Raw genomic sequence first — 17279 nt, 5'->3', positions numbered from 1 at the left:
AGCTCACCCCAATTATTCGTTTGCTACACGTCTCTACTTTTCGAAGCTTCGCACAACCCCAGACATATTCCACAGGATCGGCAAGATATTTCTGAAATGTTCTGGGTCCGCACTCGACCAGAACTGTGCGGGGCGAGCAGGCCCCTCGGCCAGCAATTCACGCTCGGCCAGCAGACGCTGGAGCTGCCGCGCCACAGCGGCACCCGTATCGATCAAGCTGATGCTTTGCGGGAGCATCTGCCTTAGCAGTGGCTTTAAAAAGGGATAATGGGTACAGCCCAGAATGATCGTATCTGCACCTGCAGCCAGCAGCGGCTCGACATACCCTTGCAGCAACTGACGCAATGTCTCGCTGTGCAGATCGCCATTTTCAATCAGCTCCACCAGCCCGGGGCACGGCTGAGTAATCACCCGTACATCGGTGGCGAAACGATCGAGCAAGGCAGCAAACTTGGCACTCTGCAAAGTACCGGTGGTGGCGAGCACGCCGACCACACCGCTGCGCGTCGCCGCAGCGGCCGGTTTGACCGCAGGCTCCATGCCGACGATAGGCCACTCGGGGTAATCGCGCCGCAAGTCCGCAACACCGGCCACCGTCGCGGTGTTGCAAGCCAGCACCAGCGCCTTGGCGCCTTGCTGCTGAAAGAACTGCGCCATGACACTGCAACGCTGGCGGATGAATGCCGGGGTTTTCTCGCCGTAGGGAATATTCCCGCAATCGCCGAAGTACAACAGAGACTCGTTGGGCAGCAACTGCTGGATCTCGGCCAGCACGGAGAGTCCACCGACGCCGGAATCGAACACAGCAATCGGCGCTTCACGCATGGCGCGACCCGCAGACGCTGCAGCCCGGATCACGCTTGACCCGCAATTCACGGAAGCGTGAGCCCAAGGCATCGATCAATAACAGGCGCCCCACCAGCGGCTCGCCGAACCCCACCAGCAGTTTCAGCGCTTCCAGTGCCTGGAGGCTGCCGACCAACCCGACCAAAGGACCAACGACGCCCGCCTCGCTGCAGGTCAGCTCGGCCTCGCTGCCGTGCCCGTATAAACAGTGGTAGCACGGGCTCTCTGGACGACGCGGGTCGAACACCGACAATTGCCCTTCCAGACGAATCGCCGCACCGCTGACCAGCGGCTTGCGCGCGGCCACACACGCAGCGTTGACCGCCTCGCGGGTGGAAAAATTGTCGGAACAGTCCAGCACCAGATCCACCGCGGCAACAGCGGCGGCCAGCGAATCCTCGTCCAATGCAGTGCGATGGGCGATCAGCTGAATCTCTGGATTGATCGCGGTCAGGCGACGGATCGCCGAATCGACCTTGCTCAGGCCGACGCTGTCGGTGTCATGAACGATCTGGCGTTGCAGATTGGTCAGGTCGACCGTGTCGAAGTCCGCCAGATGCAACTCACCGACACCGGCCGCGGCCAGGTACAGCGCAACCGGCGAACCTAGGCCACCGAGACCGATAATCAGCACACGGCTTTCCTTGAGCCGTAACTGGCCGTCGATGTCGACGTGTTGCAGCAGAATCTGCCGGCTGTATCGCAGCAATTCCTGATCATTCAGCACGGCAAGCGCCCCAGACTGATGCGTTGGTGACCGCCCAGATCGGTGCGGCTATGGACTTCTTCAAAGCCGCGGGTCAGCAGCAAATCGCACACTGCGCAGGCTTGATCGTAACCGTGTTCGAGCATCAACCAGCCACCCGCTTCAAGATAATCCGGTGCCTGGGCGACGATCAGACGCAAATCGTCGAGCCCATCGACACCCGCCACCAAGGCACTGGCCGGCTCAAAGCGTACGTCGCCCTCTACCAGATGCGGATCGGTCGAAGCTATGTAGGGCGGATTGCTGATGATCAGTTGAAAACGCTGGCCTTCCAGGGCACTGAACCAATGACTGCTCAACACCGTGGCATTGCTCAGGTTCAAGCGCTGACGATTGCGCTCGGCCAGGGCCACGGCTTCCAGCACGCGATCCACGGCGGTGACCTTCCAGGCCGGACGCTCGCTGGCCAGCGCCAAGGCGATGGCACCACTGCCGGTGCCCAGATCGAGCACCTTGGCTGGGGTGGCCGGCAACAGTTCCAACGCCGCTTCCACCAGCAATTCAGTGTCGGGACGCGGAATCAGCGTGTGGGGCGCGACTTCCAGGTCGAGCTTCCAGAAGCCTTGCTGACCCAGAATATAGGCCACTGGCTCACCGCTGCGGCGGCGCTGCAAATACTCGGCAAACTTCAGTGCCGCTTCGCTCGGGACGATACGCTCAGGCCAGGTGTGCAGAAAGCTGCGGGACTTGCCCAAGGCCGCCGCCAACAGCAATTCGGCATCCAGACGCGCGGTGGGCGAATCAGGCAAATCGGCGGCGCGCAGCAAGCTGGCAATGATCGTCATTTACTCACCTATCGCTGCCAATTGATCGGCCTGGTACTCGGCCAGCAACGGTTCGATCACCGCATCCACGCCGCCCGCAAGAATTTCGTCGAGCGAATACAGCGTCAGGTTGACCCGATGGTCGGTGACCCGGCCCTGGGCGAAGTTGTAGGTACGGATCCGCTCGGAGCGGTCACCGGAACCGACCAGCAATTTACGCTCGCTGGCGATGGCATTGGCCGCGGCACTGGTCTGCTGGTCGTTGAGCTTGGCCGACAGCCAGGACATCGCCCGGGCGCGGTTCTTGTGCTGGGAACGTTCTTCCTGGCACTCGACGACAATACCGGACGGCAAGTGGGTGATACGAATCGCCGAGTCGGTCTTGTTGACGTGCTGACCACCGGCACCGGAGGAGCGATAGGTGTCGACCCGCAGATCCGCCGGGTTGATCTCAATGGCTTCCTGCTCATCCGGCTCGGGCAATACCGCCACGGTGCAGGCCGAGGTGTGGATACGACCTTGGGATTCAGTGGCCGGAACCCGCTGCACACGGTGCGCACCGGATTCGAACTTCAGTTTGCCGTAGACGTTCTCGCCTTCGACACGGGCGATAACTTCTTTATAGCCACCGTGTTCGCCTTCGTTCTCCGAGAGAATCTCTACCCGCCAGCCACGCCGCTCGGCGTAACGCGAATACATGCGGAACAGGTCGCCGGAGAAAATCGCCGCTTCGTCACCGCCGGTGCCCGCGCGGATTTCCAGGAACACGTTACGACCGTCGTTCGGATCCTTGGGCAGCAGCATGCGTTGCAGGCTGGCTTCGAGCTCGATCAATCGTTCCTTGGCTTCGCGGACTTCTTCCACGGCCATTTCACGCATGTCCGGGTCGCTGTCCTTGAGCAGTGCCTGTGCGCCTTCGAGGTCGCCCTGCACTTTAAGCAGCTGTTTATAGGTGTCGACGATCGGCTCGACCTCCGCGTATTCCTTGGAATAGGTGCGGAATTTGTTCTGATCGGAAATGACTTCGCCATCGCCAAGCAGGGCGGTCAATTCCTCGAAACGGTCCTGGAGGATGTCCAGCTTATTGAGCAGTGACGCTTTCATTGCGGTTTCTTATCCGAAAAGCTATCCGATGAGCCCTCACCGAGGGCAAAGAGTTCCTGGGCCATGGCCAGCGCATCGAGGCGGCCTTCGGCAGAGAGCTTTTTCAATTGCACGCTCGGGGCATGCAAGAGTTTGTTGGTCAGCCCACGGGCCAGTTGCACCAGCACGTCCTCGGCACTGCTGCCGTTGGCGAGCATACGCTGGGCCTTCTGCAATTCTTCGTCGCGCAGGCGCTCGCTTTGTTGACGATAAGCCTTGAGCACATCCACCGCCGCCAGTTCGCGCAGGCGAACCATGAAATCTTCGGCACCGACCGACACCATCTCTTCGGCCGCCTGAGCGGCGCCCTGACGGCTCTTGAGGTTTTCGGCGACCACTTCGTGGAGATCGTCGACGCTATACAGATAAACGTCATCCAACTCGCCGACTTCCGGCTCGATATCCCGAGGGACTGCGATATCCACCATGAAAATCGGCTTGTGCTTACGCAATTTCAAGGCGCTTTCCACCGCGCCTTTACCGAGAATAGGCAACTGGCTGGCGGTGGAGCTGATGACGATGTCGCTGCGCACCAGTTCTGTCGGGATGTCCGAGAGCAACACCGCATGGGCGCCAAACTGCTCGGCCAGGGTGCTTGCGCGCTCCAGGGTGCGGTTGGCGACCACGATTCGCTTCACGCCCAGCTCATGCAGATGGCGGGCGACCAGGGTGATGGTCTCGCCGGCGCCGATCAACAAGGCCTGGCTGCGTTGCAAATCACTGAAAATCTGTTTCGCCAGGCTGACCGCGGCAAACGCCACGGACACCGGGTTTTCACCGATGGCGGTGTCGGTTCGCACCTGTTTGGCCGCATTGAACGTGGCCTGGAACAAACGCCCGAGTAGCGGACCAATGGTGCCCGCCTCGCGAGCCACGGCGTAGGCCGATTTCATCTGGCCGAGAATCTGTGGTTCACCCAACACCAGCGAATCGAGCCCGGAGGCGACCCGCATCATGTGGCGAACTGCCGCATCATCTTCATGCACATAAGCGCTCGCACGCAGCTCATCGAGGCTCAAATGATGATAATCGGCCAGCCAGCGCAGCACGATGTCAGCCGAAAGGTGATCCTGTTCTATATACAGTTCACTGCGATTGCAGGTGGAGAGGATCGCAGCTTCGCGGCTGTCGGTGAGTCGGCAGAGCTGCTGCAAGGCCTCAACCAGCTGCTCAGGGGTAAAGGCCACGCGCTCGCGGACGTCTACTGAAGCAGTCTTGTGGTTAATACCGAGTGCAAGGAAGGCCATTCAAGGTCGCTGATGGTGACGTGAAGCCGACAATTGTCCTACTTCGACAGAGCCAGAACAACCACTCGATATCTATCGTCCCGGTTGACGCTGCCGAAGCTGCGATCCGTTCTCGTTTACACCGGCACCGGGCCTGCCGGGATTGCGTATGCGGGTAAATTGGCCGGGCGGTTATGTTTGGCCGAAGGCTTGTGTCATGATGATCCGACCGCAGGTTAGTCGTCCTCTTCCTATATGAATAGATCTTCCGCGTTGCTCCTCGCTTTTGTCTTCCTCAGCGGCTGCCAGGCCTTGGCACCCGTTTCGTCGGACGGTACGCCGCCGGTCGAAGACAGCACTCCGGCGCCTGAAAAGCCCAAGGTTTACAGCTCGTTCAGCGAAGAAACTGTCTTCAGCCTGTTGAGCGCCGAACTGGCTGGCCAGCGCAATCGTTACGACATTGCCCTGGACAACTACGTGACCCAGGCTATCAATACCCAGGATCCGGGCATCTCCGAGCGGGCATTTCGCATTGCCGAATACCTGGGCGCCGATCAAGCGGCCCTCGACACTTCGCTGATCTGGGCAAAAAACGCCCCGAACGATCTCGAGGCGCAACGGGCGGCGGCCGTGCAACTCGCCCGTGCCGGGCGTTACGACGACTCCATGGCTTATATGGAAAAAGTCCTGCAAGGCAAAGGCGACACTCATTTCGACTTCCTCGCCCTGTCTGCGGCCGATACCGACCAGGAAACCCGCAACGGCCTGATGAAAGGTTTTGACCGTTTGTTGCAGCGCCACCCGCACAACAACCAGCTGATTTTCGGCAAGGCCTTGCTGTTGCAACAGGATGGCGACGCCAAAGGCGCGCTGACCCTGCTCGAAGACAACCCGCCGGAAGAAGGCGAAATAGCGCCGATTCTGCTGCGCGCGCGCCTGCTGCAAGGGCTCAACCGTGGCGGTGAAGCCTTGCCGTTACTGCAAAAAAGCATCAAGAAATACCCGGACGACAAACGCCTGCGCCTGACCTACGCGCGCACGCTGGTCGAACAGGACCGCATGGACGACGCCAAGGTCGAGTTCTCGAGCCTGGTGCAGCAATACCCGGAAGACGACGAACTGCGTTATTCGTTGGCTCTGGTCTGCCTGGAAGCCAAGGCCTGGAACGAGGCAAAAGGTTATCTGGAAGACTTGATCGCCAGGGAAAGCCACGTCGACTCGGCGCATCTGAACCTTGGGCGTATCGCGGAAGAGCGTAACGACCCCCAGGGCGCGCTGATCGAGTACGCCCAGGTCAGGCCGGGCAACGATTACCTGCCAGCGCAATTGCGTCAGGCCGATATTCTGATGAACAACGGCAGGACCGCCGAAGCCCAAAGCCGTCTGGCGGCCCAGCGCGACGAGCAACCCGATTATGCGATCCAGTTGTACCTGATCGAAGTCGAAGCCTTGTCGGCCAACAAACAGGGCGACAAGGCCTGGAACGTCTTGCAGCAAGCCCTGCAGAAATTCCCGGATGATTTGAATCTTCTGTATACCCGAGCCATGCAGGCGGAAAAACGTAATGACCTGGCGCAGATGGAAAAAGACCTGCGACTGATCATCAAACGTGACCCGGACAATGCGATGGCGTTGAATGCCCTCGGCTACACCCTGTCCGACCGCACCACGCGTTACGCCGAAGCCAAGGCCCTGATCGAACAGGCGCACCAGTTGAACCCGGAAGACCCGGCCGTTCTCGACAGCCTCGGCTGGGTGAATTTCCGCCTGGGCAACCTCGATGAGGCCGAGCGCTATTTGCGCCAGGCACTGGAGCGCTTCCCTGATCAGGAAGTTGCCGCTCATCTGGGCGAAGTCCTGTGGGCCAATGGCAAACAACGCGAAGCCAAACAAGTCTGGAGCAAGTTCCTCAAGGAGCAGCCCGACAGCCCTACCCTGCGCAGTACCATCAAGCGCCTGACCGGATCAGAGACTCTTTAAGATTATGTTTTTGCGCCACATTATCGTTTTCAGCTTCATCGCCCTGCTCGCCGGTTGCGCGGGCTTCAGCGCCCGTGAATCGGTCGGGGGACACGGTAACCCGGCCCAATGGCGCGAGCACAAACAACAACTGAGCAGCCTCGACGGCTGGCAGATCAACGGCAAGATCGGTATCCGCGCGCCAAAAGATTCGGGCAGCGGCACCCTGTTCTGGCTGCAACGCCAGGATTACTACGATATCCGCCTCTCCGGCCCGCTGGGTCGCGGCGCGGCCCGCTTGACCGGGCGCCCCGGCAAAGTCTCGCTGGAAGTGGCCAATCAGGGCCGTTATGACGCGTCGACTCCGGAAGCCCTGGTCGAAGAGCAACTGGGCTGGAAATTACCGGTGTCCCATCTGGCGTGGTGGGTTCGCGGTCTCCCGGCCCCGGACAGCAAAAGTCATCTGACCCTGGACGTCGACAGCCGCCTGGCCAATCTCGAACAGGATGGCTGGCAGGTCGAGTACCTCAGTTATGCCGAGCAAAACGGCTATTGGCTGCCCGAGCGGATCAAACTGCACGGCACCGACCTTGATGTCACGCTGGTGATCAAGGACTGGCAACCGCGCAAACTGGGGCAGTGAAGATGACTGCCCCACGCCTGACTCTGCCCTCGCCCGCCAAACTCAACCTGATGCTGCATATCCTCGGCCGCCGTGAAGACGGTTACCACGAGTTGCAGACGATTTTTCAGTTTCTCGATTACGGCGATGAAATCACCTTCGCCGTTCGCGACGATGGCGTGATTCGGTTGCACACCGAATTCGCCGACGTCCCTCACGACAGCAACCTGATTGTCAAAGCCGCGAAAAAACTCCAGGAGCAATCCGGTTGTTCGCTGGGCATCGACATCTGGATCGAAAAAATCCTGCCCATGGGCGGTGGAATCGGTGGCGGCAGTTCGAATGCGGCGACCACGTTGCTGGGCCTCAATCATCTTTGGCAACTGGGCTGGGATGACGACAGGCTGGCCGCGCTGGGTCTGACACTTGGCGCCGACGTCCCGGTTTTCGTGCGTGGCCACGCGGCTTTCGCCGAGGGCGTGGGGGAGAAACTCACGCCTGTAGAACCCGAGGAACCGTGGTATCTGGTGCTTGTGCCGCAAGTATCTGTAAGTACAGCAGAAATTTTTTCAGATCCGCTGTTGACACGTAACACTCCTCCCATTAAAGTGCGCCCCGTTCCCAAGGGAAACAGTCGAAATGACTGCTTACCGGTGGTAGCAAGACGTTATCCAGAGGTACGTAACGCCTTGAATTTGCTAGGTAAATTTACCGAAGCAAAACTCACCGGAACTGGAAGTTGTGTGTTTGGGGGCTTCCCAAGCAAAGCTGAAGCTGATAAAGTCTCGGCCCTTCTTACAGAGACCCTTACAGGGTTTGTAGCAAAAGGAAGCAACGTTTCGATGTTGCATCGCAAGCTGCAAAGTCTGCTCTAAAAGGAATCGGGTACTGGGTACTCGTAGCAACAGATACAGGGGCGTCGCCAAGCGGTAAGGCAGCAGGTTTTGATCCTGCCATGCGTTGGTTCGAATCCAGCCGCCCCTGCCATTTTCCTATACTCATCCAGGTTACCCTCAGCCTTCAGGTACTGCGCGTGTCCAAGATGATGGTCTTTACGGGGAACGCTAACCCCGATCTGGCTCGGCGTGTCGTACGTCAGCTGCATATCCCTCTCGGTGACATCTCTGTCGGTAAGTTTTCCGACGGCGAAATTACAGCCGAGATCAATGAAAACGTCCGCGGTAAGGATGTCTTCATTATTCAGCCGACTTGCGCTCCGACCAACGATAACCTGATGGAACTGGTAGTGATGGCTGATGCCTTCCGCCGCTCCTCGGCTACTCGTATCACTGCTGTTATTCCTTACTTTGGTTATGCCCGTCAGGATCGCCGTCCGCGTTCCGCACGTGTGGCTATCAGCGCGAAAGTCGTTGCTGACATGCTTACCGTAGTCGGCATCGACCGTGTTCTCACGGTTGATCTGCATGCTGACCAAATCCAGGGTTTCTTCGATATTCCGGTAGATAACATCTACGGCTCCCCGGTACTGGTGGATGACATTGAAGATCAGCGCTTCGAAAACCTGATGATCGTGTCCCCGGACATTGGCGGCGTCGTGCGTGCACGGGCTGTTGCCAAATCCCTGGGCGTGGATCTCGGGATCATCGACAAACGCCGTGAGAAAGCCAATCACTCTGAAGTGATGCATATCATCGGTGATGTCGAAGGGCGTACCTGTATTCTGGTCGATGACATGGTCGATACCGCCGGCACTCTGTGTCACGCGGCCAAGGCCTTGAAAGAGCATGGCGCTGCCAAGGTTTTCGCCTACTGCACGCACCCTGTGCTGTCGGGTCGGGCGATCGAAAACATTGAAAATTCCGTGCTGGACGAGCTGGTGGTGACGAACACCATCCCGCTGTCCGCTGCAGCACAAGCCTGTGCGCGTATCCGCCAACTGGATATCGCACCGGTAGTTGCCGAGGCGGTCCGCCGCATCAGCAATGAAGAATCGATCAGCGCGATGTTCCGTTAAGGGCCCTGCCCTTTTCATTACATCCTGTTGACGAAAAGCGCCCCGCCCCGGCATTCATGTCGGGGCGGGGCTTTTTTGCCCATATCGCCTTTAGCGCTGGTCGCAAACGCTGGGGCGAATGTGGTTATTTTGGAGATACAACATGAACGATTTTACTCTGAATGCTGAAGTGCGTTCCGACCTGGGGAAAGGTGCGAGCCGCCGCCTGCGTCGTCTCGCAAGCCTGGTTCCAGCTGTAGTTTACGGTGGCGAAAAAGCCCCTGAATCCATCAGCATGCTGGCTAAAGAAGTTGCCAAACTGCTCGAAAACGAAGCGGCTTACAGCCACATCATCGAGCTGAACGTTGGCGGCACCAAGCAAAACGTAATCATCAAGGCTCTGCAGCGTCACCCGGCCAAAGGCCACGTGATGCACGCTGACTTCGTACGCGTAGTTGCTGGCCAAAAGCTGACCGCTATCGTTCCAGTGCACTTCATCAACGAAGCTGCTCCGGTGAAGAAAGGCGGCGAGATTTCGCACGTTGTTGCTGAAATCGAAGTGTCCTGCCTGCCGAAAGACCTGCCTGAATTCATCGAAGTTGACCTGGCTAACGCCGAAGTCGGCTCGATCATTCACCTGTCCGACATCAGCGCTCCTAAAGGCGTTGAATTTGTTGCTCTGGCTCACGGTAACGACCTGGCTGTTGCCAACGTTCACGCTCCACGTGTTGCTCCAGAAGCTGCAGAAGGCGCTGCAGAGTAATTTCACTCTGTACGCCGGAGTGACCGGAAACATCGCGGACTAGAGCGTAGCGAGAAAGCGGGCGAGAACGCGGAGTTTACATAATGGTAAATGAGCACTTGTCGTCCACTTTCGCCGCACTCCCTGATGGCGGCGATGTTATCCACCACTTCAAGGAAGGGCCCCTATCGTGACTGCCATCAAACTGATCGTTGGCCTGGGAAATCCAGGCGCTGAATACGAACAGACCCGGCATAACGCAGGGGCCCTTTTTGTTGAGCGCATCGCGCAGGCACAGGGTGTCAACCTTGTGGCCGATCGCAAATATTTCGGCCTGACCGGGCGCTATTCGCACCAGGGTCAGGATGTTCGTCTACTGATTCCCACCACCTACATGAACCGCAGCGGCCAGGCCGTAGCGGCACTTGCCGGCTTCTTTCGCATAAAGCCGGAAGAAATTCTGGTGGCGCATGACGAACTCGACCTGCCTCCGGGCGTTGCCAAGCTCAAACAGGGCGGCGGCCATGGCGGTCATAACGGGTTGCGCGACATCATTGCGCAACTGGGCAATCAGAATACCTTTCACCGCCTGCGGCTTGGCATTGGCCACCCGGGCGTTGCCAGTATGGTTTCAAACTTCGTCCTGGGTCGTGCGCCACGCGCCGAACAGGAAAAACTCGATGCCAGCATCGACTTTGCCCTCGGCGTGCTGCCGGATATCCTCGCCGGGGAATGGAACCGCGCGATGAAAAACCTGCACAGCCAGAAGGCCTGACTCTTACCCGAGGGGAAACACCATGGGATTCAATTGCGGCATCGTCGGCCTGCCTAACGTCGGCAAGTCCACCCTGTTCAACGCCCTGACCAAGTCCGGGATCGCGGCCGAGAACTTCCCCTTCTGCACCATCGAGCCCAACAGCGGTATCGTGCCGATGCCGGATCCGCGCCTGGAAGCCTTGGCGGCCATCGTCAAGCCCAAGCGTATCCTGCCGACCACCATGGAATTCGTCGACATCGCAGGCCTGGTGGCCGGCGCCTCGAAAGGTGAAGGCCTGGGCAACAAGTTCCTCGCCAACATCCGCGAGACCGATGCCATTGCCCACGTGGTCCGCTGCTTCGAAGACGAGAACGTGATTCACGTCTCCAACAGCGTCGACCCGAAACGCGACATCGAAATCATCGACCTGGAACTGATCTTCGCCGACCTCGACAGCTGCGAGAAGCAACTGCAGAAAGTCGCTCGTAACGCCAAGGGCGGTGACAAGGACGCAGTGGTCCAGAAAGGCCTGCTGGAGCAGCTGATCGCCCACTTCACCCTGGGCAAGCCTGCGCGCAGCCTGATGAAAAACATGAGCACCGATGAGAAGCAGGTGATTCGCGGTTTCCACCTGCTGACCACCAAGCCAGTCATGTACATCGCCAACGTCGCTGAAGACGGTTTCGAGAACAACCCGCTGCTGGACGTGGTCAAGGCCATCGCCGAAGAAGAAGGCGCCGTGGTGGTTCCTGTCTGCAACAAGATCGAAGCCGAAATCGCCGAACTGGAAGATGGCGAAGAGAAAGACATGTTCCTCGAAGCCCTGGGCCTCGAAGAGCCTGGCCTGAACCGCGTAATCCGCGCCGGCTACGAAATGCTGCACCTGCAGACCTACTTCACCGCCGGTGTCGAAGAAGTCCGCGCCTGGACCGTCCGCGTCGGTGCTACCGCACCGCAAGCCGCCGGCGTGATCCACACCGACTTCGAAAAAGGCTTCATCCGCGCCGAAGTCATCGCCTACGACGACTTCATCCAGTACAAGGGCGAAGCCGGCACCAAAGAAGCCGGTAAATGGCGTCTGGAAGGCAAGGACTACATCGTTAAAGACGGCGACGTGATGCACTTCCGTTTCAACGTGTAGCGTTGTTGGCATCGAAGAAGCCGCGTTGATTCGCGGCTTTTTTTTGGGCGTTATATCGACCTGCTATGCGCGACTAGAACAGATAGCCCATGTAGATTGCGGCGCCTCCACCGGCCTGCACACCAGCGTTCATGCCGGCCATGACCACCGCCCCCTTGGCCGACTGCTGCAACTGCCGGTTGACCGTGGAGGAGGCAATGGGAACAAATGTCCCTGGCGCCGCCTGACACCCTGCTGAACTATTACGGAGTCCCGTTTCTTCCATGCAGGAGGTAGCCAGGTCGACGACTCAACCGTTCGTAATAGGCACTTACAGCAGGAAAGTCTGGATGATCGAGCGGTGTTTCAAACCATCGGTTAACCGACAGGCCTATCGGTATGTCTGCGAGAGAAAACCCGTCTTCACTGATGTAGGCTCCTGTTGATTCGAGTTGTCGATTCAGGATTTCCATGTGCCTTGACCACAGGCTGCAAGCGGCTGCCAAGGCTCTGCTGTCCTGATGGTCAGGCGAATGCCTGACCAACGACATGAAGGCATACGTCCACGATTTGTTGAGGTCCGACGCTTGCCAGTCTATCCATTGGTCCACCCGCGCTCTTGCTCTCGGTTGGACCGGGTAAAAATGACCTCCGTTATAGCGAGACGCCAAATACCGAATGATCGAGTTTGACTCCCAGAGCACGAAGTCGTCGTCCAGGATCACCGGCACCGTTGCGTTGGGGTTCAGCGAAATGAATTTGGGCGTGCGCGTCGACTTGAAACCAGCCCCCCAATCCTCTCGCTCAAAGGGGATTTCGATCTCGGCGCATGCCCAAAGCACCTTTCGTACATTGATCGACGATGCCTTACCCAATATGCGCAACATTTCATGTCCTTATCGTTCAGGGTGGTTGGTCAGGGGCTTTCGATAACCCGCTCGGATCTTTCTCTAGTGCGCCTGGCGCGATGCACAGGGGCCGCTCTCAAATCCGGGTGACGCAGGTTTACCGCGCCGCACCAACCGCAAACAGCCCGGTTCAGCGCCGCCCTTCTACGGCCATGCGCACGGCCAGCTCGCGAGGACCGTCCCCATCCCCATCAGCCAGCGTTGCACGATCTGCCACACGGGCCTGCTGGCGAGAAATGTCACGATGGCGCCAGCCATGACGGCAATCAGCGCGTTGACGCTCACGCTAATGACGATCTGTGTAAAACCAAGCACGATGTATTGCGCCAGCATACTGCCGTGGTCGGCGTGTTGGACTTGACCGCTTGCCAGGCAAGGTAGAGCAGATAGCGCGCGCAGCCGAGTCGCAGCGCGTCATACGCATAGGGAACCGCCAAGACCAAGGCTGCGATAGTAGGGTGGTCAAAGGGGGAACGTTAGATACAGATTGACTGACAAAACGTCATACAGCGGTCGCAGCACTGGGTATCCGCTCCCTGGGAATACGTTCGACTTCAACGTGAGCAATAGCTTGCCCCAATAGCGCATCCAAACACTCTGACGCAGTCAGCGGCGTACATTATGGATGAGGGCTTTCGGTCAGGAACCGACTGTTGTGACAGGCCAAACAACACCCTGTCGCGGCAGCGGGGGGCTTGGGCCTTGTCGCGCTACAGTTCTGCTGCGAAGGTCTTGGCTTTCTTCGGCGTGACACCGTACCGTTGCTTGTAGACCTTGATGAAGTGGGAGGTATTTTCATATCCCACCTCCGCAGCCGCGTCGGTGACGGAATAATTTTTAGCCGTCAACAGCTGATGCGCGATGTCGACTTTTTTTTCGATGATCCAGCGGTTCGGGGTGGTGTTGTAGCTGCGCCTGAAGTCGCGGATAAAGGTCGACACGCTGCGTCCCGTCAGCAGGGCATAATCTTCAATCTTCAGCTTGTGCGAATAGTACTGCTCCATGAAGTCGGTGATGAGGCGGCGTTTGCGGCTGCCGCCGCAGGACAGCTCGCGCAGGAAACGGAAGGACTTGTCCTGGATGGCGATCAGGTGCAGTAGTTCGAGCAGTTTCAATTCCAGCAGCGCGTCGGAGCCCTCCGCGCCCTTGTAGACATAATTCAGCGAATCGATATAGCGCTGAATCTGTTCATTGGCGTGCAGGGTATAAGTGCCGTGCACGTTTTTCTGCAGGACGTCCGTATGCGAATTACCTGTGCCGGCCGCACGCGACAGGTATTTGGCGATCAGCTTGTCGTCGAAAAACAGCAGCACCGCCTCGAAGATATCGCTGCCAGTGACGTAGTCCGATACCGTGTAAATGCCTTTGGAGAGGAAAATCAAATGATTCTCGTCGACGACATTGGCCATGGCGTCATAGTCGCGAATAATCTGCTTGCCCTGCTTGATGTAGACGATCAACGGCGTGGCGATATAGATCGCCTTGTTTTCCAGGTTCGTTTCAAGCGTTTTATGGAGGATGGACGAGCTACCGTCAGCGAGGATTGGCTTTACGTTGCGCATCGAATAAAGCGCCGTCGGTACTACTTCGAGTGTCATTGCTTTGGCTTCTCAACAAATTGGCCGCCCCATTTGGACAGGACGGTATCCAGCAGCGCGACATGCTGCTGCCCAAGCGTGTAGGACGTTCGGGACGGAAGAGGATATCCAGGAAAATAGCAGAAAATACATAACAGCAAATAGCGCGTGTATGCCCGAGATGGCGCCGGAGGCGCAGCCGGACTCGCCGCACGCGCCCTGCCGCTGACGTTACGGCATCAAACTTCGCTGAAGTAGCCGCTGACCGGCGCACTGCTCAGATGCTCGACGATGACGCTCCACTGACCGCTCGAGATCATCTGGTCGACGTGGGTGCCGTGCATTTCACGCGAATCCCAGGCTTCCACTAGCGTGAACGCGAGTGGATCCTCCAAGTGGTTGAGGATCTTGACCGTTTGGCAACCGTCCACCTTCGGCAGATTGATCTTCACGTCGTTCATGATGTCCTTGAACGATTGCAGCTTTTCTTCTTTTACATTAAAGCTGATGACGAGATTGACGGACATATTACTTCTCCAGTTGGATTTGACTACAAAATACATCGTCGATTACAGGAACCGTAGATTGACGAGGCGGCCAAACAAAATGCGCAGGATACGAAAAAAATGTTCAGGCTTTCATTTGCTGTTCCGTTCCCGTATCTAACATGGCCAAGCCGACCAGCGAAACCACTAAGTTCTTGATCCATTGCTTGACCTGGACTGCATCAATAAAATCTTTTCCTTTCACATGACGCGCAGCGCTAGCCCAAAACCCTCTTTCGTTAGAGATCATTATGTAAATTCCTTTTTGGTGCAGATTCGATATGGCGTAAAGAATTCGCTATGGAAGCAACTACTATATATATAGTTAAAAAATGAAAATGATTAAAAATGATTAAAAATGCACGATTCCAGTCACTCTTGCGTTTTTCTTGCGCGACGGCCGATGGCATGCGCCACCTGCGGGAACGGGTCCGTGATTCACTCTCTGGATGACTTATCTACAGGAAGCGGGACAAACCGCGCATCAAGACCTGAAAAAAGAGTAGCCAACATTAAAGTGTATACGGGGGTGACTATATTTCTGATTCCAGCGCAAACATCCCTTCAGCCACGGCCCCTGCAGCCTCGACTTCCGGTTTAACGTGTAAAGAGGAACCGTGGTTTTCCACGGACCTCGATAGACACAAAATCCCCGTAATCACTCGCTGATACGGGGATTTTGCATATTGGGACACCCCCCCTCCTCCATCCGTAGCCTGTCCGGTAACGCGGGAACGCTGCCCAGTTATGCAAGAATAGTTTTATTGGCAATCACTACAGGGATGAAGAGCATGCCATTTCCTTTCGAGTGTCTCCTGGTTTTGCTTGATGGCATTGCCATCAGGTCCCAGATCATCGCCGGACTTGAACACCTGGAAAAACATACCTCAGGCTTGCCGCTTCAGGTCGCCAGCGTTTTCGTGCAGTGGGCACACAGGAATTTCAACAAGTGAGCCTGGTTACAACCAAAGACGCCTCTTTCGCCTATCAGGCGGTGTACCGCTATCTGGTCGAGCTGATCGAAACCGCCAATTCGGAACGTGAACAGAAATTGCCGTCCTTGCGGCAACTGGCCCGACGCCTGAATGTGTCGGTGTCGACGACCAAGTACGCCTATTCGCTTCTCGAAGACGAGGGACGGATCTATGCCAAACCCAAGTTCGGTTATTTCACCAAGGCGATGCCGGCCCCCTTATTGAACGAGGGCTCGCCCAATCTGCTGGACAGCGTATTCTCCAACGCGCGCCAGCCGGGGATGCTGGCCCTTAGCAGCGACGCGCCGGCGATGTTGTTGTCGCTGGAAAACCCGTTGTTGATGATGGAGCGCGAACTGGCCCGGCAATACCCGCGCTCCCATGCGCCACTCTATCAGCCGTTCGGCGAGCCCGAGTTACGCGGCGCCCTGGCCGACCGCTATACCCGTTCCACTCACAGCTACTGGCAGGCCGAGCACGTGTTTATCGGCTCGGACCTGCGCAGTGTGCTGGAGTTGTCCCTCAGCGCCTTGAATCTGGGGGGCACTGTGGCGCTGGTGGAGTCGCCTTGCTCATGGGCGATCCTGCGTCAGTTGCAGGCAGCAAAGATTCGCGTGATCGAAGTCCCGCTCGGCGAGGATGGACGCTTCGATCTGTCCACGCTCAGTGAGTTGCTCAGGCGTGAGCCCATTCGGCTGGCGGTGCTGTCGTCGACCGTGAATATTCCCCAAGGCAAGCTGATGCCGGCGCAGGATAAACAGCAAATCTGTCGCTGGCTGGCGGAGCGGGATGTCTGGCTGTTCGAAAACGACAGCTATGGCGAGTTCTATTTCTCTCCCAAACCCGCGCGCTATCGCGATTTTGCCGATCCGGAAAAGCTGCTGGTGTTCTCAACCTTCGACAAGATCATCGGCTCGGAAGCGCCCTATGGTTATGTACTGTGTCGCCGACACGGGCCTCAGTTGCATCGGCTATTTCTGGAACGGGCATTTCGTCTGTCGCCGATCCGTCAGAAAGCGATCGCCAAACTCTTCAGCTCCAAACGCATCGACCAGCATCTAATGGTGCTGCGGGCCATGCTGCTGGACCGGATGAAACGGATGGAGGCCTTGCTGGAGGCGCACGGCGATGGCCAGTTACGGGTTGTCGCCCCGCAAGGCGGAGCGACCTTCTGGCTCGAGGCCAGACACTCGGTGGACATGCGGCGGGTGTTCGAGCGCTTGCTGGCCCAGCGCATCGTTATCGCCCCCGGGGAAATATTCAGCCAGCAGGGGGCCTGGCGGCATCACGTGCGCCTGAGCTACACCCTCGACTGGAGCAAGGATATTCCCCTGGCCCTGAAGAAACTGGCCCAGGCTATCAGCGAAGAACCATAG

General features: G+C 57.8%; 17 protein-coding genes, 1 tRNA gene and 1 pseudogene. 9 read left to right on the top strand and 10 right to left on the bottom strand.

All coding sequences use genetic code 11. The annotated features are described in order from the left end of the window. Positions 1-33: 33 nt before the first annotated feature. Genes murI through hemA form a run of 5 tightly spaced genes read right to left on the bottom strand, consistent with a single transcriptional unit; the run spans position 34 to position 4766 of the window. Entirely contained in the window at positions 34-825 is a 792-nt protein-coding gene (murI, locus tag PGR6_RS04255; protein WP_018929575.1) for a glutamate racemase, read from the bottom strand. Beyond that, a complete protein-coding gene (locus tag PGR6_RS04250; protein ID WP_018929574.1) occupies positions 818-1573 on the bottom strand; it encodes a molybdopterin-synthase adenylyltransferase MoeB in 756 nt (251 codons plus the stop codon). Before PGR6_RS04250 ends, murI begins: the two co-directional genes overlap by 8 nt. Next, positions 1567-2397: a peptide chain release factor N(5)-glutamine methyltransferase gene (gene prmC, locus PGR6_RS04245; RefSeq protein ID WP_018929573.1), complete on the bottom strand. Its 831-nt coding sequence runs from the start codon at positions 2395-2397 to the stop codon at positions 1567-1569. Before prmC ends, PGR6_RS04250 begins: the two co-directional genes overlap by 7 nt. Next, complete coding sequence (prfA, locus tag PGR6_RS04240; protein ID WP_007939759.1) at positions 2398-3480, bottom strand: peptide chain release factor 1; 1083 nt, start codon at positions 3478-3480, stop codon at positions 2398-2400. It lies immediately after the preceding gene. Next, complete coding sequence (gene hemA / locus PGR6_RS04235; protein WP_007939757.1) at positions 3477-4766, bottom strand: glutamyl-tRNA reductase; 1290 nt, start codon at positions 4764-4766, stop codon at positions 3477-3479. Before hemA ends, prfA begins: the two co-directional genes overlap by 4 nt. Positions 4767-5000: 234 nt before the next feature. On the opposite strand from hemA, the gene PGR6_RS04230 reads away from it, so the two are divergent. The 8 genes from PGR6_RS04230 (at position 5001) to ychF (ending at position 11920) form a co-directional block, all read left to right on the top strand. Beyond that, complete coding sequence (locus PGR6_RS04230; protein WP_026286679.1) at positions 5001-6725, top strand: tetratricopeptide repeat protein; 1725 nt, start codon at positions 5001-5003, stop codon at positions 6723-6725. Between the two features lie 4 nt (positions 6726-6729). Beyond that, positions 6730-7347 carry a lipoprotein insertase outer membrane protein LolB gene (gene lolB, locus PGR6_RS04225; RefSeq protein WP_064616181.1) on the top strand — a complete coding sequence of 206 codons (618 nt, stop codon included), beginning with the start codon at positions 6730-6732 and terminating at the stop codon, positions 7345-7347. A 2-nt stretch (positions 7348-7349) separates the two neighbouring features. Beyond that, entirely contained in the window at positions 7350-8201 is an 852-nt protein-coding gene (gene ispE, locus PGR6_RS04220) for a 4-(cytidine 5'-diphospho)-2-C-methyl-D-erythritol kinase (RefSeq protein WP_064616180.1), read from the top strand. A gap of 37 nt (positions 8202-8238) precedes the next feature. Then, positions 8239-8313 (top strand) — tRNA-Gln (locus tag PGR6_RS04215). A 46-nt stretch (positions 8314-8359) separates the two neighbouring features. After that, positions 8360-9301, top strand: a complete 942-nt coding sequence (locus tag PGR6_RS04210; RefSeq protein ID WP_003171603.1) for a ribose-phosphate pyrophosphokinase — start codon at positions 8360-8362, stop codon at positions 9299-9301. A 142-nt stretch (positions 9302-9443) separates the two neighbouring features. Beyond that, a complete protein-coding gene (locus PGR6_RS04205; RefSeq protein ID WP_018929567.1) occupies positions 9444-10043 on the top strand; it encodes a 50S ribosomal protein L25/general stress protein Ctc in 600 nt (199 codons plus the stop codon). Between the two features lie 169 nt (positions 10044-10212). After that, positions 10213-10797, top strand: coding sequence for an aminoacyl-tRNA hydrolase (gene pth, locus PGR6_RS04200; protein WP_008074178.1), 585 nt, complete (start codon positions 10213-10215; stop codon positions 10795-10797). A 22-nt stretch (positions 10798-10819) separates the two neighbouring features. Continuing rightward, positions 10820-11920, top strand: coding sequence for a redox-regulated ATPase YchF (ychF, locus tag PGR6_RS04195; RefSeq protein WP_018929566.1), 1101 nt, complete (start codon positions 10820-10822; stop codon positions 11918-11920). 242 nt (positions 11921-12162) lie between these two features. Here the strand turns inward: ychF and PGR6_RS04190 are convergent, their stop codons facing one another. The 5 genes and pseudogenes from PGR6_RS04190 to PGR6_RS30110 all read right to left on the bottom strand — a co-directional run bounded on the left by PGR6_RS04190 (position 12163) and on the right by PGR6_RS30110 (position 15179). Beyond that, complete coding sequence (locus tag PGR6_RS04190) at positions 12163-12786, bottom strand: glutathione S-transferase family protein (RefSeq protein ID WP_064616179.1); 624 nt, start codon at positions 12784-12786, stop codon at positions 12163-12165. Positions 12787-12937: 151 nt separating this feature from the next. Continuing rightward, positions 12938-13259 (bottom strand): annotated as a pseudogene (locus PGR6_RS29065) (LysE family translocator); the annotation flags it as partial. Between the two features lie 258 nt (positions 13260-13517). Further along, complete coding sequence (locus tag PGR6_RS04180; RefSeq protein ID WP_064616177.1) at positions 13518-14405, bottom strand: helix-turn-helix domain-containing protein; 888 nt, start codon at positions 14403-14405, stop codon at positions 13518-13520. A gap of 218 nt (positions 14406-14623) precedes the next feature. After that, positions 14624-14911 carry a putative quinol monooxygenase gene (locus PGR6_RS04175; RefSeq protein WP_018929562.1) on the bottom strand — a complete coding sequence of 96 codons (288 nt, stop codon included), beginning with the start codon at positions 14909-14911 and terminating at the stop codon, positions 14624-14626. A 103-nt stretch (positions 14912-15014) separates the two neighbouring features. After that, on the bottom strand, positions 15015-15179 hold the full coding sequence (locus PGR6_RS30110) for a hypothetical protein (RefSeq protein ID WP_177343073.1): 165 nt from the start codon (positions 15177-15179) through the stop codon (positions 15015-15017). A gap of 699 nt (positions 15180-15878) precedes the next feature. On the opposite strand from PGR6_RS30110, the gene PGR6_RS04170 reads away from it, so the two are divergent. Further along, positions 15879-17279 (top strand): aminotransferase-like domain-containing protein, encoded by a 1401-nt coding sequence (locus PGR6_RS04170; RefSeq protein ID WP_018929559.1) that lies wholly within the window; start codon positions 15879-15881, stop codon positions 17277-17279.

This window comes from Pseudomonas sp. GR 6-02 (assembly GCF_001655615.1).
Classification (GTDB): domain Bacteria; phylum Pseudomonadota; class Gammaproteobacteria; order Pseudomonadales; family Pseudomonadaceae; genus Aquipseudomonas.
This window is presented reverse-complemented; position numbering and strand designations above follow the sequence as displayed.